The sequence below is a fragment of the Sphingobacterium bambusae genome (assembly GCF_033955345.1).
Classification (GTDB): Bacteria; Bacteroidota; Bacteroidia; order Sphingobacteriales; family Sphingobacteriaceae; genus Sphingobacterium; species Sphingobacterium bambusae.
The window spans coordinates 688,572-710,073 of the sequence record NZ_CP138332.1; the positions used below are offsets into that span (position 1 = coordinate 688,572).

Consider the following 21,502-nt stretch of genomic DNA (forward strand, 5'->3'; position numbering starts at 1 on the left):
ATATTAAAAAACATCTTAAAAATTAAGTTATATTGGCTTAATAACTAACAGTATCATTATATCTAAAATTGCAAAACACATGACGATTGGAGAATATGTTAAAAAAAGAAACGGCGTCCCGTTTGGAGACCCACGGTCATTAAAATATAATATACGAAGATCGCTAGGAGCGAAAAATTTTGCAACGTTTTGGAATTTTTGGAACCCAATTTTCGGATATTATCTCGGTAAATACATATTTAAACCCCTTACACAGTTAATTCATAGCTCCTTAGCATTAATGCTAACCTTTGTCATTTCCGGAGCGATCCACGATCTGTTCACAACTTTAATTCGAGGAAAATTATCAATCTTTTTCTGTATTTGGTTTTTTTTTATGTCTTTGGCTGTCGTGTTATCAAAATCGCTAAACTATGATTTATCTAGAAGTTCATGGATTAGCAGAGCGATCTCAAATTTATCAATAGTAATTTTCTGCGCTCTAATAACCATAATACTAAATAAAATAGTCTTAAGCTGAAAAGTATCAAACTGAGGCTGGTTGTACCATTAATACGGCTTCCTTTTACCGAAAAAATTTAATAAAAAACTATTCTACCGTGTATTAGGAGAGAATCTTGATTTATGTATAATGTAATAGTAGACGTTTTTTAATTACTAATTCCATCCAAATAGATGATCAAGTATATGATACTCCCCATTGATTAGACAGCTATATCAGTAAGTTAAGATACATTTTTTACTTTTTCACTATATTTTTCATCCGGTGTTATTTGTCCGATTTATTTGTGTCTTCTCTTGGAATTATAGAAGACGATATAGTCTATTACCTGCCTGTAGAGATCTAAACCTCCACTCGGCAGTTTCAGGTATATCTTCTCGCTTTTGATTGATCCCCAGAACCTTTCTATGAAAATATTGTCCAGTGCTCTGCCTTTTCCGTCCATCGAAATCTGTACGTTGTTATCTCTGAGGACTTTGGTAAATACTGGGGAAGTAAACTGGGATCCCTGATCGGTATTGAATATTTCGGGTACACCGTATCCCTCCATGGCTTATATTAATACATCCCTGCACCACTCCACGTTCATCGTATTGCCCACGTACCAACCTACCATCTTCCTGTTTTATACATCGATAATAGCAAGAAGGTACATAAATCCACGTAACATGGGGATATAGGTAATATCGGCCTGCCACACCTTATAGGGACATTCTATCTTCATCCCTTTGAGCAGATAGGGATATTTATAATCCGCTTTGTTGGCTTTGCTCAGATTCTTCTTGAGACAGATCGCCCGGTTCATCACATGGTAAAGGCGTCTTATACGTTTTTCTCCTACCCAATGACCAAGGTCATACTTTAGGTATGCGACCATCCGCTCTATTCCATAGAAGGGGCAGTCAAAAAATTTCATGTCAATAAGCTTCATTAAATGCTGATTGTACAATGCCTTTCCTTTAGGCTTATAGTAATAATTACTGCGTGGTAAACCGATCAGTTTACACTGCTCCGAAACGCTGATCTTTTTTTCGGATGGGCAAACTAGCCTGCGTTTCTCTTCCATGCTCATTTTCCCAAGACTTTTTTTTAAAAAATCGACCTGTATCTGTAACTTTCCGATCTTGGAATAGAGTTCTTTTTCTTTTGAAACGTCCTGCTCTTCTTTCTTTTCTCGAGCAAAAACGTTCTCTGAATTGTCTAGAAACTCTCGCTTCCAGGTGTTAATCTGTGTCGGGTGCAGTTCATACTTATCAGCCACAGTACATTTTCTTCCATCAACGATAAGATCATTCCTGAGATCAAGGAATGGCAATCAAGAAGCCTGGATTCTCTTTATACGATCGTGTGGATGGATGCTATGCACTACAAGGTAAAAGAAGACCATCGTTTTTTTTCTCGGGCAGTATACAATATCCTTGGCATTGATCGAAATGGGTACAAGCATTTACTGGGAATGTATGTTTCGGAAAATGAGTGTGCTAACTTTTGCCTGAGTGTTCTGACCGATTTACAGAACCGGGGTGTGGAGGATATCTTAATAGCCTGTATTGATAATCTAAAAGGCTTTTCAGAAGCGATACAGAGTGTTTTTCCCGAAACCGAATTAAAGACCTGTGTCTTGCACCAGATCCGTAATAGCTTAAAGTATTTGGCCAGTAAAGACCAGAAGATATTTATGAGCGGCCTAAAACGAATGTACCGAGCCGATACATTGGATCTTGCCGGACTGCGGATGGATGAACTTCAGGATAAATGGGGTGAAAAGTATCCGGCGGTCATCGACTCGTGGCGGCGTAACTGGAATCGTCTGACCACCTATAACCGATACGATAAATCCATCCGAAAATTGATCTACAGCACCAATACGATCGAAGGATTCCATCCCAGATCCGTAAGTTCACTAAAACCAAATGTGCCTTCACTTCAGATATGGCCTTATCGAAACTGGTCTATTTAGCACATAAAAACATAAAGAAAAAATGGCCGATGCCACTGGTCAATCGGGGACTACGGCTCAGAAATTAGCGATTTGGTTTCCGGGAAGAATGGTGTGATATTTGCAATAAGCAAAATGGCAGAATTACCGCGACGCAGCGGTAATTCTGCCAATGACAAAGTTTGATTTACACTCCCAAATCAATATAATTAAGCTTATTTACCTTCGGGCATATGTACAAAACGCTTAAAAGAATTCGTGTTTAAATAATCTTCAGCTGCTTGTTGCACATCATTGGCTGTTAATCTATTCAATAACTCATCTTCATTCAACAGGTCTTTGGGATCTTCATTATTACGATAAGATTCTGTTAGGTATCCTAACCAAAATCCATTATCACGTACCTTAACTTCATTTTGTCGTTTTTCCTCACTTTTGAATTTCTGTAGATCCTCTTCGGATACACCGTTTTGTTGTAGCTTGCGAATTTCATCCAAAGTCGCTTCGATCAATTGATCGACGGATCCTGTGGAACAGCCAAAATTAGCCAAGACACTGTAACGTCCTGTTGGTATAACGCTTGTAGAAGCACCAACACTTGGGGTATACACCCCACTTTCCTTTTCACGAAGACGTTCCATTAAACGATAACCCAATATTTGCTCTAACGCACTCATCTTAACATTTTCTAATGGGTTTGCAATATAGTTACCATCAAATATCAATACGACTGTAGCTTTGTCTTCTTTGCCTTTATAAACAGTTTTACTGATCAAACCCTGAGGAGATCTTATACCTAGATCTTTAAAGTTCTCTTTCCGGTCTATAGAAGGTAGTGAACCTAGATATTGAGCCAATAAAGGTACTATCTGATCAATCTTGAAGCTTCCTGTAAAGACGAATGTAAAATCACTTGCATCCGCAAAACGATCTTTATAAATCGCTAAGACTTTATCCAGATCAATCGTATGCAGTCGATCAAGAGTCGTTGCCGCTCTACGGTAGTTATAGTTACCCATTACTGTAGATACTGTGTCACGAAATACATTCTCTGGTTGTTCATAACGATTTTTAACACTTGCCTCTGAATTACTTAATATCTTTTTAAATATTTCGCTATCACTCCTAGGTTCTGTAAAAGTACAAATACACCAATTGTAAAGCCGTTTCTAAATCTTTGACACTAGTAGCTCCATTAATCCCCTCAAAATAATCGTTAATATACGGGATAACCTGAACTTGTCTACCCGTTAACAACTTAGGAAGTGAAATAGGATCATGCTGTCCCACACCTGAAGCGGACAAGATACCTGATGCATTACGTGCAGATTCGAAATCGGCATCAGTATACAATGATGTTCCTCCAGTACTGAATGATCTAAATTGAATCGCATCATTCTGAAAATCAGTTGGTTTCAACACCACTTTAACCCCATTAGACAAGATCAACTCTGTAACACCAAGTTCCCTAATTTCATACTGGTGTACAACTTTCCCTCCATTAGGAACGTTTGACATAAGGGAAGAGGCCAGCCCATCCTCTGTGTATGCCTCCGCAGCTAATTTATTTCCATTAGCTAACCACTTTAACACTGTTGTCTCCGTAGGAAGCGTTAATTTATCTTTATCGGGTCCTGTGATAACGATATCACGATCTGTTTCTTTCAGTAGTTTTTTAATCTCTGTATTGACTTCTTGAAGCGTCATTTCATCTAAAACAGACATCACCCATTTATATTCGGTATCCAAACCCGGGGACAACTCACCTGTGGTAAAATGCCGTTGGTACTCCGACACAAACTCCTCCGAACTACGCTTGTTTTTTTCAGCTATCAAACGATCCATTGATGAACGAAAATTTGTTTTCACACGATCTAATTCTCCTTGCGTAAAGCCAAATCTTATAATCCGAACAATCTCTGCCCATCCAACCTCTACAGCTTCTTGAAGTTGTCCTTCTTTTGGAGAAAAAGATAAAGAAATTGTCGATAAATTTGATAAGAAACTTCCATAACCGGCCTGAATACTTAACATCGGAATACTAGGTTTCTTGCCATATTCAGTTATACGGGATGCTAGTAATTGTCCTGAGACATTACGTAGCATACTCGCTTTAAACATCTCGAAACTTTTGGAGACTATACCTTCATGTTTAATATACATTTCGAAACCTACCTGTGGAATCTCTGGGTCTGTAACAGTAATAAATTGATTTTTCCCGGTAAGTAAGATACGTATATCTTTTCGCGCTTTCGTATGCTTAGGCATTTTTAAATCTGCAAAGAGTGCTTTTACCTGCTCTTCAACCCTAATTGCATCGATATCACCAACGATTATCAAAGCCTGTAAATCTGGACGGTACCAGTCCTCATAAAAAGAAACAATATCTTCTCTTTTAAAGTTATTTAAGACCTCATCTGTGCCAATAGGAAGTCGGTCCGCATAGATACTACCATTTAACAACAATGGCAAAGTTTTATTAGAGACACGCTGTTCAGCACCTTGACGAAGTCTCTTTTCTTCCAAAATAACTCCTCGTTCTTTATCTATTTCAGATTGTTGTAATAATAACCCCTGTGCCCAGTCGCGCATAATTTTCAAGCCATTATTAAATAACTCTGCATCATCAGTCGGTATAGGCAATTGATAAACAGTCTCATCAAAAGAAGTGTATGCATTGAGATCAGAGCCAAACCTTACACCAGACTTTTGAAGATAATTGATCAATTCATTTTTTGGGAAGTGAGTGGTCCCATTAAAAGCCATATGCTCCAAAAAGTGGGCTAAACCTTGTTGTTTATCTGTCTCTAAAACAGAGCCCACTTTATTAACTAGATACAATTGTGCGCGTTGCTTCGGCTCTTCATTGTGTCGCACGTAATAGGTAAAACCATTGGGTAGCTTACCGTAACGAACTTCGGTGTCCAATCCTGATTGTTGTGCCTCCGCCCGAAAGCAAAAAGCAACGAATAGCACAAAGGCTATCAAAAAGTTAGAAAACCTACATTTAAGCAGGACGTAATCATTTTTTTGTTTATTCAATTTGTACATTTATTTAAAAAATTTTCTGTGTAAAATAATTGGCATCTGAAACGTACTTAACTGGTCGCAACAGAATTCATACCTCATAGTTATTACAATATTTTTTCTTTGCAAAATATTTACGTTCATCGGGTTTGCAAAAAACAGATTACGGAATTTTAGACATTTTCAATATATTACCATTACCATAGTCTATCCAAAATAACAGGATCTGCTTAGAATCTCCATGAATCAATATCTTCTGAAAAGCACCAATATAATCAGTATAACCAACAGACTGGCTCACCTTAATCTTACGCTCACTTTTTGGCTTGCATAATTCCGAAATATTATACTGTTCGTAGATAAACTTAATGCCTACATTGTCCTTAATAAAATAGCTGGTATGTAACACACTATTGCTACCAATAGCAGTACTTAACAAGAACCCTGTATCCGCAATACAAACCGGGCTTGTCCAAGTCGTTCCAGCATCATTACTACACAATACATATAATCCACCCAATTGATGATTTTTTTGTATAGAAATAACCATATCATCTTTATTGCCTGTTTCTAACTCCGTCATTGCAGCGCCTAATTCAGAAGAAATTTCACTAATACCATGAAAAGATAAATCCTTATTTTGAAATAGTCTTCCAGCTTTCTGAATAGCGAAATAAACACTATCCTGATGAAAACTTCCTACCGAAAATAGAAGATTATCTTTTGATATCTTGGTCGATGCCCCTAAAAACAAGATATTAGATTTAGGAGAAATATCAATAGCACTACTCCAAGACTTCCCTCCGTCTACAGACTGTTGATGCAATACCCGTCCTTCTGACATTCCGGAAGTATAAATAACATAGGTCAATTCAAAAATTCCATCTCTTACAACCAAAGATGGTTTATCCAAAAGGGCGCTTGTGGAGGAAAATGGCTGTGAAATATGAGAAAATTTTTTACGAACTACATCATATTTAAATAATTCTAGTCTAGAGGAAAAGAATGTATGATCTACGCTCATCAATGTCAAGTACACTTCTCCATTGTCATCCATCGCCAACTTCGGATTGGCCGTAATCATAGAATTAGGAAAATCAATTATAGATTTTTTAACCCAAGTTTTTCCAGTATCTGTGGAAGTAGCATAATAAACAGCTACATCCTTTATACCACGACCTTGGTTTACGACATCTGGACGATCGCCCATCCAAACTGCTATTAGATCTCCTTTGGAAGTTAAGATTGCATCTACTTCATAGGACCTCCCTTCATCAATTAAAATAGGAGTCTGTTGGGCATGGGAAAATAAAACAGCCAACAAGCTCACAAAAAATATAGATACACATTTTTTCATCATGTTTTATAACACCTCTAAAACGTCAACTAACAACAAAAAAACCGAGGCTGTTTGCTACTGAACCTAGCAAACAACCTCGAAAAAATTACAACAAAAAATCTATTTAAAAATTTCAGATAAAAATTCTTCTAAGAACTGATCTCGAAGTTTTCTCGCAATAATCTTACCTGTGGGGTCAATTAGTACGTTATCTGGCACACTGTTTACTTCGTATAGTTGAGAGGCTTCATTTTGCCAGCCCTTCAAATCTGAAACCTGTGTCCATAATAAATTATCGTCTTTAATCGCCTTCAACCATGCTTCTTTATTTTTATCCAAAGATACACCCAAAATTTCTAAACCTTTGTCTTTATACTTCGCGTAAGCAGCAACTAAATTGGGATTTTCTTCACGACAAGGAGCGCACCATGACGCCCAAAAATCAACCAATACGTATTTGCCACGATAGTCGGATAATCTTACTGGTTTACCAGCAACATCATTCTGAGTAAAATCTTTTGCTTGCGTATTGATATATGCCTTCTTATCAATCGGTTTCACAATCTGGATTGGTGCGGCCGATGCGACATCAGATATCTTCTCTACTGGGGTCAACTTTCCTGCTTTGTACTGTTCCAACATATTTTGTAAGTAATTCACAGTCTCGACATTTGCTCCAGACGTCTTAGCTACATTTATTGCTAGCTCTTGAGTAGCCACAGCCCCTAACTGATCTCCTACTCTAAATTTCACCTTAGCCTGCTGATCCAACACTATGAAATCCTTTCCACCATTGAATTCTTTAATAAGTCGATCAAATAATGAAATTGCATAAGCATTAACATCCTTTGACAACACATTAGCGGATTGAGCAATATCAATAGCGGTATTTGCAATGATACGATCTTGTTCCTCTGGATTGGTCAGGGTGTCAATGACAGGTTTGATAAAATCATAAGCATCCCACTCGGACAATGCCAACAAAGAGAAGAACTTCTCAGAGATGACTAGATTGGCCTTATCCGGTTGTTCTCGAATAAAAACATCACTTAGATAAACGACTTTTAAATGCTCCTTATCACGTTGCTGTTTGCGGATGTGAGCTATGGACGCCGCTGGCTGTTCTAACAAAAACCAAACTGCTGTTGCTATTTCATCAGCTATCTGCGGCGACCATGCATCCCATCTCCCGACAACATTTCCCGCCTTATCGATTAAAATCATGGTAGGATGACCTGCGTTTACAGATTCTGCATAGCTATCTCCATTTAATACAGTAGAAAATTTATGACCAGTATTTTTCCAGTAAGTTGCTGGATCGTCGCTTTTTCCTGTTAAATTTTCCTTATGATTGACTCCTATCATCTGAAAATCATCTCGTCCATGATAATTACCAATCAAACTATCCACCCTACCCGTTAGCGATCGGCAAGGTCCACACCAAGTTGCCCAAAAATCAAGAAGAACCACTTTACCTTTCAATTTTTCTGAATTTACAGCTTCACCATTCAACATCTTGAATCTGAATGGCTTAATAGCGAAACCGATATCCATACTTTCCGTACTTCCAAAATATTGCGTAAATGGCTTATCAACCATACTTTGCGCCTCAAGTTCATTTGCTAATCCTATTAGACCCAAAAACAAGAAAAAAATTCTATTCATATATATTATAATTTACTATCTAAAAGCAGACGACACGTAAAAAGCGATAAACCGCAACCCCAGTGCGCTGATTTGCCGTGTAGCTAATTGAACGGCAATCTATTGTTAATAAACATTATGTTTTAAGACAACATCATCAATATGACCAAATCCAGTATAAGTATTTTTCAACGATAATGTACCATTCGTCGGGTGTATATCATATACATATAGTTTACCATTATTGCTCGCATCGAGGGTACCAACCAATACAAGCTTATTGCTATTATAAGCATTGTCCCAACCCTCTTCTTTGAATATTTTCATCATGGTCACCTTTTCGCCAAAATCTGCATATGAAACGGCCAATAAAGCATCATTTGCTGTATTATCGTAGCGGTATTGATACAATTTACCTTCCGTAGCATAGTAGGCTGCCTCTCTTATCAGACCAAAAGAAAAAAATTTCGCATTATTGATTTCAGGTAAATGTTGCATATCTTTCCTTCGATAGGCGACCCTTTCTCTTTCAGAATTTTCGTCAAAATCGAATTCCGCTAAGTATAAATTATTGGTAGCATCGTCTTTCATAACAGCGATACTCGTGCTAGCAGGATGTCCCCAAGGCATATAATAGCTACGCTTCTCGAAATGAATGAGTTCAGCTTTCATCGCTGCAGGGTTAAACCCTACAGTACTGTTCGCATTATTGGGTAATCTCGATATCCCACCACCGTAGTAACTACCTGCCGCAACCATAAAGGATTTACTCAAATTATCAAAAAAGACAGCACCAATACCATTATCTCCTCCAACGATTACAAACTGAGGAGCTGCGTAATAGTTGAACGTTGTGTTAACATAATAACTGGTAAAAGGTCCACCACCGCTTGACTGATAAAAGAAATGTCCATCATCCACGATAGCTTCCAAATAAGAAGCATCATATGTTTGGTAAGATTGTGGTTTATTGAAGCCTAGACCATCAGCAATAAACATTTTTCGATAGTCGGTCCCCAATTCTTTCTGTAGGTAAAAATAGTCTGCCACATAACTACCCTGAGATGTATATATATATATTGCTCCATTACCATAAAATCGAATATGATGAGCCGGATTGGACGAATCGGGATTATATCTCGGATTGGATCTGAGATAACTTCTCTTGGCAATCTGTTTTCCAACACCTGGTATTCTGGCACTATTCACACGCGAGTAGTAAGTGGGATCCACCACGTTTTTATTTCCGTCATCAAAGTACGTAAACTCGTCTGTAGCAATGATACCGATATCTGATGACTCACCATCTGAATGCAGTACCATCAACCCCTCCAGTATGGATTCTTCTCCAAAAGTATTGTTAACAGTTACATCGATCACTCGAGAAAATGTTTTATTGGTTTCGTTATCTGTATCGCTTACTAGCGCTTTCATATTCGTGACGGCTAATCGCAATTTATATGTATTAACTGGCATAATCGCAGAAATGGCAACATTAGGAGTCCAAATATATTCACTCAAATTCTTTCCCTCATGCAATAAAACAAATTTAGAGACATTAGCGTTCCATATCTGCCATTCATATGCCAAATCCGTACTATTACCATCATAGGTAATAGCGGGATTAATCTCTGTAGGCTGGGTCTGAGAAGAGCCTGCTTTGTACAACTTTTCTCCCATATTAACTTTAAAAGTACCTACCAGATCCGTTGTATCAACCGATATACTTGTCGCTACGCTAGTATTATAGTTGTAATTACCCAAATCTTTATAACAACTCTGTAAAAACCATATACAGACGGTGATCAATATCCCGTATTTTAAATATCTACTATTCATATGTATAAAATTTGATTTTGAATGACCATATGGAATATCCAGCTTTCATGCATAGGTTGCTTGTATTTTACGAGCAAGGATATTCCATATTATTATTCATTATAGATTAATCTTCTGTTATTGTCCCCAACTAACTGTATCGCCATTTTCATCGACAAAATGGACGCCGTGTTCTTTAAAATACTCTGCTAGAGCAAGGTTCAAACGAAACTTCACATAGGCTAATTTTTCAAGATTATTTTCGTTATTGGGTCCTTTGGGATTTTCCATCGAACCTATAACGTCTAGATAAAACTGCATACGTAATACTGTGAACGGCTGATATTGAAAAGCATCATCCCACCAGTCTGGCTTTTCAATCTTATCCGAAAAAGATAACTCAAACTGTTCTCTAGAAAGTTTAGCTGCATTAATATCTTCTGAATCAACCAGTCTAAGCCAAGTGATAAAAGCATCATCTCTCATCTGCTCATTGCGATGCACCAATATTTTCATCATCGTTGTACTTGAATCTTTAGGCAGTACTATAGGTAATATTTCAAAATCTTTCCCCTCTACAGCAAACAAAGTACTGTCTACCACAACATTTATGGTTCTATCATGATCTGCTAAACGACCCAGCAATTGTAATGGTATATCTATGGTATCCACATTAGACTCATCTGACATACCATAAAAAGTATAAAGAAGACTACGATTTACAAAGAAAATAGAGTCTTTTGAATCATAGCTCATGATGTCTTTTTGACACGAGCTACATAAAACTGCGATCAAGAAAACAAATATGTATTTATTGAATTTACACATAAGTAAATAATTTTATAAGATATAGTGTTGTTAATTAACGTCCTCCGGCTTCTATTTCTTCAATAGGCAGCGAGAAAATATATGGATCTCGGTCTACAGGTAGATTCGGTATAACCTCATAATTATATCGCTTGAAGAAATACCAAGTTTGTCCTTCATTGATAAACTCTCTTTGGTATTCCTTTTGAAGCTGTATACGTATTTCTGCTGCATTACTTGCTGTAATTGGCGAAGTCCTTCCTCTGCTCCCAGCAACTTTATTAAGCAAAACTAACCCATCTTCATAATTTGGTTCACACTCTGCCGCAATGTAGTACATTTCAGAAATACGAATGATAGGCATCTGATGCTTAAAGTAACTAGCTGTAGAGGCATCCTGATACAATTTGGTAGGGAAATAACTCTGTTCACTATACTGACGCATTAAGGATCTGTATCTTGCATCTCCACCATCGCTAAACATATCGTTCAGAACAGCTGCATTCATATATAATAAATTGCTTCCAGAGCCAGAAGAAGATGATGATAGGTCATTTGGAACAGTAGTTTCTAAAGCACGGATATTTAAGGCGAAGATATGTTCTGTAGCAAAGGTACGATCTCTCTTTGTACCATCAATAGAAGCCAGCGGCTCTACCAGATGTTTGGAGAGCAAAATCCAAGGAAATCTCTCCTCCTGAACGGCAATCACCATTTTTGCATATCGGAGCGCCTCCTCTTTATTTCCCATCCAGAGGTGTACACGCGCTAAAGTTGCTAATGCAGCGTAATAATTGAATGTGTATTTTCTATTGAAAGATGGAGGTAATACAAAATCTTTGTCCCCTGTGTTAGCTGGTCCAGGCGCTAGAACGGCATTTGGAAAAACACCAGTTTTCATCGGGTCCTTTTCCAATAAAACAACAGCTTGCTCCAATTCATCAATAATCCGATTTGCTGCCTGTTCCATCGTTAACAACGGCTTGATATTGACAGACAAAGCATCTACGAAAGGAATACTTAGTTTTTCCTTTGCGCCTTCAACCAAAATGCCTGGCCCATAAATACGCAATAAATCAAAATGAAGAAAAGCTCGTAAGCCTATGGCTTCACCTTTTATCACCGTATAGTTGTCTTCTGAGAAAACGTGCTTTTGTTGATCAATAACTTCTAACACACTGTTGATCTCTGCGATTTGCTTGTAGAGACCTCGCCATATGCCATCGCGATATGCATCTGTTATATAGCGCCTTGCGTAAGACCCTAAGTCGTAATAACCTGCCATGGCGTCTAATGTCCCATAAGTAAGCGCTCTTCCGTAAAGACTTTGATCCGTCAGGCCAGAATAGGCTCCTGTCATTGCCAAACTAAAACCTTCCTCTGTTTGGAAAAGTTCCGCCCTTGGCAATTGTGTTTGAGGCTGTGCATCCAACCACTTATTACATGCTGTAAACAGTACTGTTGTAATAAAAAAGCCAAAAACAAAAACTATTTTTATATAAAACTTATTCATAATGATTATCCTCTCTACGTTTAAAATGAAGCTTGCAATGAAAATGAAAAATTACGTGCAAATGGATAACTTAAACCACGCTCGATCTGTATCGATGATATACGCAATAATTCATTCGTATAAAATGTTCCCCTCAACTGATCTAAACCAATTTTTTTCAAAAACTCTCTATTCTGAACAGCATAGCCTATATTAACAGATGAAAAATACAGCTCATTATTGTCCTGAAGAAATCTTGTTGTTGGTCTTGTCGTCCAAGGATCCATATTTGTACTGCCGACATTTGGTTTTCTATAAATAGCATTGTCACCTATTTGAGACCATGCATCCAAAATACGCAAATCAAGGTTTGAACGACCATCGATATCCTCTACACGCTGTGGGATAGTAGAGTTGTATAGTTGTCCTCCAAATCGGAATGTACAAGTCAAGGACATTGTAAATCCCTTGTAACCGCCATTAACATTAAAATTACCATTCAATTTTGGTTCCGTATCACCTACGACAACCTGATCTCTAGCCGACCAGGTAAAAGTCTGATTACCGTCAGCTGTTAAGTAGATTTCCTGTCCAGTTACGGGATCAATACCCAAAGATCTTACTGCCCATATAGGTGTCAAAGACTGCCCCTCAACGTACTTCACAGTAGGCTTAATTAGCCCTGTCCCTTGGGCTGCTAGTCTATCCTGTTCATCATTGTAACTTCTAAAAGCATTGGATAATTTATGTAACCAGTTTTTGTTTTTGGAAGCAGCAACAGCAAAATTCAAATAAGATCTTGTAGCAGCATCGTTAAACGCCTGGTACCTGACGGAGAATTCTTGTCCTTGATTGATAGAGCCGCCTAAATTTATACGATAGGTACTTGCTCCGATAGAAGGCGGTGCAGTGACTTCTTGCAATAAATTGGTCGTCACACGCTGATATAAATCATAACGCAACATCAACTTACTCTTGAAAATAGTTACATCTGCTCCAAAATTATAAGTTGTTTGTCTTTGCCACTGCAAGTCAGGATTAGGAATACCTAGCAGTGTAACACCTTTTTTGCCGTTATAAACTATACTTCTGTAATTATATGTAGCAGCAGTCAAAAATGAACTCGCATTCTGAGATCCTGTAGAACCAATTGAACCACGTAATCTCAATTGCTGAAAGATATTTAAATTTTTGACAAACGGTTCATTATGTAAATTCCATCCAGTACCCAGGGACCAGAAACCTTCCCAGCGACTATTGCTACCGTAAAGCGATGAGGCGCTTGTACGGTATGAACCGTCAAACAGAAATCGGTTGTCATAAGCATAATTGGTCATAGCCATTATACCTAGTGTCCTGCTAAGACCATCGCTACCCGAGGGCGAAGAACCTCGTTGATAATTTGCACCTAAAGAGATATCAGCAGCATCATTACTGGCAAACCCTTCTGCCGCAATCAAGGTAGAACTATTTTTATTCTCGTTGATATTGAATGTAATGTTACTCATCACAAAATGCTTACCTGCTGTTACCGAATAGTCTGCACCAACGTTACTCTCAAAAGATTGATTACCACCTAAAGATCTTGTCCATAGACCACGATACTCATCCGTTCCATCGGCTACCGTATAATTTATATAATCCGTATGTCCAGGAGGGGTGAATTTATTTTGTTCTTCTTTTTGATACATATACTGTAATCCACCTTTTAACCTCAGGTTATTCAATACTCTCCATTCAGCATAAAAATTTTCTATCACCTCCTGATATTTACTGCCATTTACTCCGCCTAATTGCGCATTGTATAAAGGGTTATAGGTAGGGTTTAATCCTCCAGAACCGACAGATGTGGGATAATAGCCCAACAACATTTTCAACGCTCCTGTTTCGTTCGTTGCTGTCCAATATGGATTCAGTTTTACATAGTCAGAAAATTCTCCATAAGGAGAGTTTTTTGCATTATTATGTGTAATTGTCAAGGCATTTGTAAATATTAAGTTTTTGTGCCGATATGATAAAGTAGAATTTCCGCTAAAGGTATTTCTCCCAGACTCTTTCATTGCTCCGGTAATCGTATTTTGCATCAGGTTCACACTGTAACGCACATAGTCATCACCACCGTCTATGATAACGGAATGACGTTGCCCAATCCCAACTTGCAAAGGTTTAGACAACCAGTACGTATCCACACCTTTCATATAAACGTCTTGATAAAGTTGATTGTAAAGATTCTGACGCATTGTATTCAATTCTGGATTAACAGAATAATACATGTTATGATTCTTCTCCCAATCCAGTTTTTGTTGGGCATTCATCAGATTGTATCCCGTCAAATCAGGAGCTTCTATATTTAAATTGCCATTGTAGCTTAAACGCAGTTTACCACTAGCTGGAGGGATTGTCTCAATAACCACGACACCATTACCGGCTTTAGCACCATAAATAGCCGCTGCGGCAGCATCCTTTAATAAGGTCACCGATTTCACTCTATTCATATCCAGATCATAGACCCGCTGTAATGTTGTTTCAAAACCATCCAATATAAAAAGTGGCTGGTTTGGATTACCGGTGTATGTTCCTGTCAAATCAGGCATGCTGGATTTACCCCGAAGGTTAATCTCTGGTAGTTGATTTGGATTGGACCCCATATCTAAATTGTCGGCAAAACGAAATGATGGATCAATATTTTTAATGCTCTGCAGGACATTCATGTTACCGCCATTGAATAACTGTTCTTTTGTAATCGTTAATGCCGATCCCGTAAAACTTTCTGCTTTACGCGTAACTAGCCCAGTAACAACGACATCCTCTATCGCTATACTCTTTGTTTGCAGTTTCACATTATAAACAAACTTATTACCATCGACATTAGTTTCAAAAGTTTCATAACCTACTTTTGAGAAAACAATGACATCTTCTATCTCAGCTTTGATCGAAAAAAAACCGTCTTCACTAGTTCCTACCCCTGCTTGCTTATTTTTTTGAAAAGAAATACTGACTCCTGATATAGGCTTACCGCTGTCATCCATGACAACCCCTTTGATATCGATCAGACTTTGTTTTGTGCTCTCTTTTTCATTTTTTTTACGACGTATCACGACGGCTTCGTCTATAAACTCATAATACAGATTCGTTTTCTCCAATGAGCGATCTAATACATCCTTGTAAGAAACATCTTGGACTTCGATAGAAATTTTACTTTGATCTACAAAGTATTTTTCGTCATAAAGGATAGAGATTCCGGTTTGTCGGGACACCTGCTTCAGCACATGCTGAATCGGTACATTTCTCATGTTTAAGGTAACATTCTGAGCCTTAACACTCCATGCTCCCATCAATCCTATAAATAACAAGATTGTTTTAAATAGATTTGTTTTTTTAATAGCAACTTTCTCTAGTTGTTGTTCAAAATTCATAATTTTAAAAGGTTTTTTGTCTTAAAACACACATAATATCGTGTGATAATTACCAACGTTGGGAGTTGCCGCAAACAACTTCCAACATTTTTCATATCATCTTCTGTTGATTTTTATTTCTATAACTTTTTTCTCAATTACAGACCTCCCTTTTTTAGATTAAAAATTGTTGGTTGGTTATCTTAAGTACTACTACTGTATATTACTTGGCTTTGATACATATAGTACATTGTTTTTCATTCTAAAGTTTAGATCATTTTTTTCAAGAATCTGGAGTATTTTCCCCAAGTTCATGTTTTTGCTGATACGTCCGCCTAATTTCACATCTTTTACTTGTTCATCTATGTCAATATCAACAGCATACCATCGTCCCAATTGTAGCATAATATCTTTTAAAGGCGTATTATCAAATTCAAAAAATCCTTCTTTCCAGGCAACATCTTGGTACACGTCTACATCTGTAGGTAACGGATCAAGAAGATTGGAAGTCAATAGGTGCTGTCCTGGTTTTACTAATTTAGTTTTGCCTTTATAACTAACCTCGACAAGCCCTTCAACTAATGATGTCTTAACCCCATCACTATCCAAATAAGCTTGCACGTTGAAATGTGTCCCCAATACCCTGACTTCAGTATCTTTAGCGAATACTTTAAATGGCTTTAATTTATTTTTTGCTACCTCAAAATAAGCTTCTCCTGTTAAATGTACGACCCGCTCACTTGATGTAAAATGAACAGGGATTTGAAGAGCAGAAGCGGAGTTTAACCACACAGATGTACCGTCTTCTAATCGAACCTCCAATTTGTTTCCCCCTGCTGTACGTATAGTATGGTATGATAAATTGTTATTCATATGATCATGGTTAGCTGAATATATCAACACACCATCTCGATAATAAATATTTACCCCTTCTTGAGAAAACAACTCTCCCTGGTGCGCATCGTCTAATACGATTGTGGATCCATCAGCAAGCTGGATGGCGCCAGCGGAAATACCCGGGGCAATATTAATCTGCTCAGCATAAATAACTTCATGTTGCCTTTTTAAATAAAATGCAGTTACAGCAAGACTAATAAATAGTACCGCAGCTGCTGCATAGCGAGTCCACATATATCTAATTTTTGGACGATAATCGCCATTAGACAGATTATTTTCTATTTTAGAAAATAATCGCTCCTTTGCAACATCAAACTCTTCGTTCTTCCATGAAAGAGTTTCGTCATCATCTTCATTATACCAATTGTCGAGCTCAATTTGTTCTTGCTCTGTAATGGTTCCCAACAAATATTTATTTGTTAGGTCTTTAATGCGCTCTGATTCTATACTCATCGTCAAAATTTTGGCTATTTAACTATATAGCGTACAGATCACGGCAAATCCCCTAGTAGGTTGTTGAAATATTTTGCATTTTTCTAAAGCAGAGCACATAAACATTGCAATAATTGCAACAAAAGCAAAAAATCACTAATGAGATTTTATAATAGTTTAAAGAAAATATGTCTTAAATATAAATTTTATGTAAGTTTGCATTATCTAGTGGTATCAAACAATATGCACATAGGAGATAATTTAACGGATGAAGAACTCTTTTCGCTACTTAGCCAGCACGAAGAACATCGTGCTTTTCGGCTATTATACCTGCGTTATTGGGATAGGTTACTGGCTCTAGCGTATAAAAAATTACAAGATACTGAAGAAGCGGAAGAAGTCGTGCAGGAAGTATTTACGAACCTATGGAGAAGAAGAAAATCGACAAAACTTAAACATACATTCAATACTTATATATCTGCATCTGTCAAATATGAGATTTTCTCTTGTTTTGCTAAAAGAAATAAGAAAAATCAATTAACCGAATACATCCAAACGATCGGCTATTCTGTAAATTCTGTAGAACGATGGATTGACTACAAAGATGTTTTATCAACAATACAGAATACTGTTTCTAACCTACCCGAGAAGTGTAGATTGGTTTTTCAATTAAGCAGAGAAGAAGGGTATACACAGCAAGAAATCGCCAAAGAATTAGAGATATCTACAAAAACAGTAGAAAGCCATATGACTAAAGCATTAAAGGCAATACGTATTTCACTTCATCTCCTAATACTTCTTTGTTTAGTGTGACTTAAGTTGAAGTAGTCAAGACTTAATCTGACAGTTGCAATAAATTCACAACTGAAAAATAGATTAGAGTTATGACAACACAAGAAAAAATCATCAAGAACAAACTGGGTGTTTTAGAGCTTGCCCAGCACTTAGGGAATGTATCAAGAGCCTGTAAAGTAATGGGCTATTCCAGAGACAGTTTTTATCGGTTCAAAGAATTGTATGATCAAGGAGGCGAGCTTGCACTTCAAGAACCTTCTAGAAGAAAGCCCATATTAAAGAACCAAGTAGAAGAGCATATTGAAAAAGCTGTTGTCGATCTAGCGATAGACCAGCCTGCTTTAGGTCAGTTACGTGTTTCTAATGAACTGAAAAAGCAAGGTATATTAATATCTCCTAGAGGGGTTAGGAGTATATGGATGAGGCATGATCTGCAGACCTTCAAGCTCAGATTAAAAGCCTTAGAGGCAAAGTCTGCTCAGGAAGGTATTGTTTTAACGGAAGCTCAGCTTGTAGCGCTGGAAAGAGCTATAGAAGAGGAAAAAGGCACACGGCGCGATAGAAATTCATCATCCCGGATATCTAGTCGCTCAGGATACATACGACGTCGGGAATATTAAGGGAGTTGGGCATATATATCAACAGACTTTCATTGATACATATTCTAAAGTCGCTTTTATAAAGCTGTACGATCGTAAGAATGCATTAGTTGCCGCAGATATGCTCAATGATCAGTTAGTCCCATTTTTCGAACAACATGACTTAGGATTTTTAAGAATACTAACCGATCGAGGAACAGAATACTGCGGGGTAAGAGACCAGCATGAATATCAGCTCTATTTAGCCATCGAAGATATAGATCACACGACAACAAAAGCAAAAAGCCCTCAAACAAATGGTATTTGCGAACGTTTCCATCGTACTATTCAGGATGAGTTTTATGCCGTTGCATTCAGAAAGAAAGTATACCGAAGCATTCAGGAACTCCAAAACGACCTTGATCGTTGGATGGAATTAATATAATCAGGATTGTACCCATACTGGAAAGTATTGTTTTGGAAAGACACCTATGCAGACCTTCACTGATACAATTAATTTGGCAAAAGAAAAGATGCTGGAGACACTAAAAGAATATCCACTCGTTACTTATCCGGTGCAAGAAAATAAGCAACAAGTTGAATCTATAGATTTTGCGGAAACATTACTATATTCAAATAGGTAATCTGATATTTTTTAAAAACAACCAACTGTCAGATCAAGTAGTGGCTATTACAGCTTATTGCAAAGCTGACACTATTCTTTCCAGAAACAAAATCGCTAATTTCTGAGCCGTAGTCCCCAATTGGCCAGTGGCATCGTCCATTTTTTCTTGATGTTTTTATGTGCTAAATAGACCAGTTTCAATAAAGCCATATCTGAGGTGAAGGCACTTTTGGTTCTAGTTACCTTACGTACCTGACGATCGAATCCTTCGATCGTACTGGTGGTGTAGATCAATTTTAGGATGAATTTATCGTATCGGTTATAGGTGGTCAGACGATCCCAGTTACGCCGACAGGAGTCGATGACCACCGGATACTTTTCGCCCCATTTATCCTGAAGTTCATCCATCCGCAGTCCGGCAAGATCCAATGTATCGGCTCGGTACACTGGTTTTAGGTCGTTCATAAATTACTTCTGGTCCTTACTGGCCACATACTTTAAGCTATTACGGATCTGCTGCAAGACGCAGGTCTGCACTTCGGTGTCGGGAAAAATACTTTGTATCGCCTCTGAAAAGCCTTTTAGATTATCGATACATGCTATTAAGATATCCTCCACACCCCGGTTCTGTAAATCGGTCAGTACGCTCAGCCAAAAGTTAGCACCCTCATTTTCCGAGAGATACATTCCCAGTAAATTCTTGTACCTATTTCGATCAATGCCAAGGATATTGTATACTGCCCGAGAAACAAAACGATGATCTTCTTTTACCTTGTAGTGCATAGCATCCATCCACACAATCGTACAAAGAGAATCCAAGCTTCTTGATTGCCATTCCTTGATCTCAGGAATGATCTATCGGTAATGGAAGAAAGTGTACTGTGGCTGATGTCAGTGTCGTACATTTCCTTGATGTGGTTCGAAATACCACGTAAGCTCATACCAAGACCATACATGCCTAAAATCTTTTTCTCCAGGCTCTCAGCTAAAATAGTCTCACGTTTCTTAACAAGCTGGGGCTCGAAGGTAGATCGACGATCACGAGGTGTTTCGATATCGATCGTACCCTCCGAAGTTCGGATCTCTTACTGGGCTTGCCGTTACGCCGATTACCACCGGAGCGTTGGGCCTCATCCATATGGCTCTCCATCTCAGCTTCTAAGGCTGCTTCTAAAAACTTTTTCATTAATGGAGCAAAAACTCCGTTCTTACCATAAAGTGATTCTCCGCTGCGTCACTGCTCCAGAGCTTTGTCCTTCATGGACTCAAAATCAAAATCGTTTTCTTTAATACTCATAATTACTATCTCAAAAATAATATTTCTATTTATTATCCTTGACACAGTTTATTCTACAGTCTCATACTATATTCGAATAGGCAATCTGACAATTTAAAAACAACCAACTGTCAGATGAAGTAGTGGCTATTACAGCGTAGATCCTATTTTAACTAAATTAGTTACCACCTATTTGTTGGATTAATTGTTGGACTAACCTAGCTTCGTACTTAATAACCTCGTCATCCCTCAGGTTTAGATACCTATTAATGTTGATATAGTTTAAATACTAATATTGCAACAACTCATTACCCTTTATTAATCTACATCTACGCAACTGAACCTGTATAGCCCACTCATTTTCATTAAAATAAGAAACTTTTCCCTCAAGCTCTACTTCTATTAATTCATATATCATAGTAGTTCGTTCCATAAAAAATTCGATAGATTTCCTTTTTACTTTCGAAATACTGGTAGATTTTAGATCTAGAACAACCCACCTTATTTTGAAGTTCTTTGAATAAAAAGTCAACCTTACCACTAAATAGAAACAAATCTTTGGCTTTATTTATTAAAGACAGGACAAAAGCAGATTCCTCTGACATCACATATTTTTCTAGTAATTAATTAGGAGTATATTCTGAGAAACTCAAATACTTAAAGCTAAACCCGAAAGAACTCATGAGCATCACCACTAGATTATCTACGCGTTCTAAAACTAAAAATTGCATTTTAAAAGAAGTATCTTCCATTTCTATCGCTTTAAGTTTAATATTGGGTATGTTGCTGTTTAATATCTCCAATACCCTATTTTTGTGTAAAACAGCCTTTTTACACACATTAAAATTCAACACATATTTCATGTTAATCAGTTTTTTTAATTGACTCATACTTGCACTTCTAATAAAGTTCAAGATCGTATATAGGCAAAGCCTT

The 21,502-nt window shown here is 37.5% G+C and carries 14 protein-coding genes and 3 pseudogenes; 4 read left to right on the forward strand and 13 right to left on the reverse strand.

Annotated features, from left to right (window positions below):
• Positions 1-79 precede the first annotated feature (79 nt).
• Positions 80-520 (forward strand): MBOAT family O-acyltransferase, encoded by a 441-nt coding sequence (locus SCB77_RS23135; RefSeq protein WP_380936385.1) that lies wholly within the window; start codon positions 80-82, stop codon positions 518-520.
• A gap of 262 nt (positions 521-782) precedes the next feature.
• On the opposite strand, the gene SCB77_RS03030 is transcribed toward SCB77_RS23135, so the two are convergent.
• The gene (locus SCB77_RS03030) at positions 783-1,052 is read right to left on the reverse strand and encodes an integrase core domain-containing protein (RefSeq protein ID WP_320184951.1); all 270 of its coding nucleotides are present in this window, start codon (positions 1,050-1,052) and stop codon (positions 783-785) included.
• 75 nt (positions 1,053-1,127) lie between these two features.
• A complete protein-coding gene (locus tag SCB77_RS03035; RefSeq protein ID WP_320184952.1) occupies positions 1,128-1,763 on the reverse strand; it encodes a hypothetical protein in 636 nt (211 codons plus the stop codon).
• On the opposite strand from SCB77_RS03035, the pseudogene SCB77_RS03040 reads away from it, so the two are divergent.
• Positions 1,755-2,559, forward strand: a pseudogene (locus SCB77_RS03040) (IS256 family transposase); the annotation flags it as partial. The gene SCB77_RS03035 and the pseudogene SCB77_RS03040 sit on opposite strands and share 9 nt — an antisense overlap.
• A 97-nt stretch (positions 2,560-2,656) precedes the next feature.
• On the opposite strand, the gene SCB77_RS03045 reads toward SCB77_RS03040, so the two are convergent.
• The 9 genes from SCB77_RS03045 to SCB77_RS03085 all read right to left on the reverse strand — a co-directional run bounded on the left by SCB77_RS03045 (position 2,657) and on the right by SCB77_RS03085 (position 17,313).
• Positions 2,657-3,460 (reverse strand): M16 family metallopeptidase, encoded by an 804-nt coding sequence (locus SCB77_RS03045; protein ID WP_320184954.1) that lies wholly within the window; start codon positions 3,458-3,460, stop codon positions 2,657-2,659.
• Between the two features lie 106 nt (positions 3,461-3,566).
• Entirely contained in the window at positions 3,567-5,483 is a 1,917-nt protein-coding gene (locus SCB77_RS03050) for a M16 family metallopeptidase (protein ID WP_320184955.1), read from the reverse strand.
• A 148-nt stretch (positions 5,484-5,631) separates the two neighbouring features.
• Positions 5,632-6,828, reverse strand: coding sequence for a glycoside hydrolase family protein (locus SCB77_RS03055; protein WP_320184956.1), 1,197 nt, complete (start codon positions 6,826-6,828; stop codon positions 5,632-5,634).
• A 99-nt stretch (positions 6,829-6,927) separates the two neighbouring features.
• On the reverse strand, positions 6,928-8,472 hold the full coding sequence (locus tag SCB77_RS03060) for a redoxin domain-containing protein (RefSeq protein WP_320184957.1): 1,545 nt from the start codon (positions 8,470-8,472) through the stop codon (positions 6,928-6,930).
• A 105-nt stretch (positions 8,473-8,577) separates the two neighbouring features.
• Positions 8,578-10,290, reverse strand: coding sequence for a PKD-like family lipoprotein (locus SCB77_RS03065; RefSeq protein WP_320184958.1), 1,713 nt, complete (start codon positions 10,288-10,290; stop codon positions 8,578-8,580).
• A gap of 117 nt (positions 10,291-10,407) precedes the next feature.
• The gene (locus SCB77_RS03070; RefSeq protein ID WP_320184959.1) at positions 10,408-11,025 is read right to left on the reverse strand and encodes a DUF4843 domain-containing protein; all 618 of its coding nucleotides are present in this window, start codon (positions 11,023-11,025) and stop codon (positions 10,408-10,410) included.
• Positions 11,026-11,131: 106 nt separating this feature from the next.
• The gene (locus SCB77_RS03075) at positions 11,132-12,589 is read right to left on the reverse strand and encodes a RagB/SusD family nutrient uptake outer membrane protein (protein WP_320184960.1); all 1,458 of its coding nucleotides are present in this window, start codon (positions 12,587-12,589) and stop codon (positions 11,132-11,134) included.
• Positions 12,590-12,609: 20 nt separating this feature from the next.
• Positions 12,610-15,984, reverse strand: a complete 3,375-nt coding sequence (locus SCB77_RS03080) for a SusC/RagA family TonB-linked outer membrane protein (protein WP_320184961.1) — start codon at positions 15,982-15,984, stop codon at positions 12,610-12,612.
• A 192-nt stretch (positions 15,985-16,176) separates the two neighbouring features.
• Positions 16,177-17,313, reverse strand: coding sequence for a FecR family protein (locus SCB77_RS03085; protein WP_320184962.1), 1,137 nt, complete (start codon positions 17,311-17,313; stop codon positions 16,177-16,179).
• A gap of 222 nt (positions 17,314-17,535) precedes the next feature.
• On the opposite strand from SCB77_RS03085, the gene SCB77_RS03090 reads away from it, so the two are divergent.
• Both SCB77_RS03090 and SCB77_RS03095 read left to right on the forward strand, forming a co-directional pair.
• The gene (locus SCB77_RS03090; RefSeq protein WP_320184963.1) at positions 17,536-18,105 is read left to right on the forward strand and encodes an RNA polymerase sigma-70 factor; all 570 of its coding nucleotides are present in this window, start codon (positions 17,536-17,538) and stop codon (positions 18,103-18,105) included.
• A gap of 71 nt (positions 18,106-18,176) precedes the next feature.
• A pseudogene (locus SCB77_RS03095) lies at positions 18,177-19,309 on the forward strand (IS481 family transposase).
• A gap of 54 nt (positions 19,310-19,363) precedes the next feature.
• Here SCB77_RS03095 and SCB77_RS03100 read toward each other — a convergent pair.
• Both SCB77_RS03100 and SCB77_RS03105 read right to left on the reverse strand, forming a co-directional pair.
• Positions 19,364-20,551, reverse strand: a pseudogene (locus SCB77_RS03100) (IS256 family transposase).
• A 638-nt stretch (positions 20,552-21,189) separates the two neighbouring features.
• Complete coding sequence (locus tag SCB77_RS03105; protein WP_320184964.1) at positions 21,190-21,456, reverse strand: hypothetical protein; 267 nt, start codon at positions 21,454-21,456, stop codon at positions 21,190-21,192.
• Between the last annotated feature and the right edge of the window lie 46 nt (positions 21,457-21,502).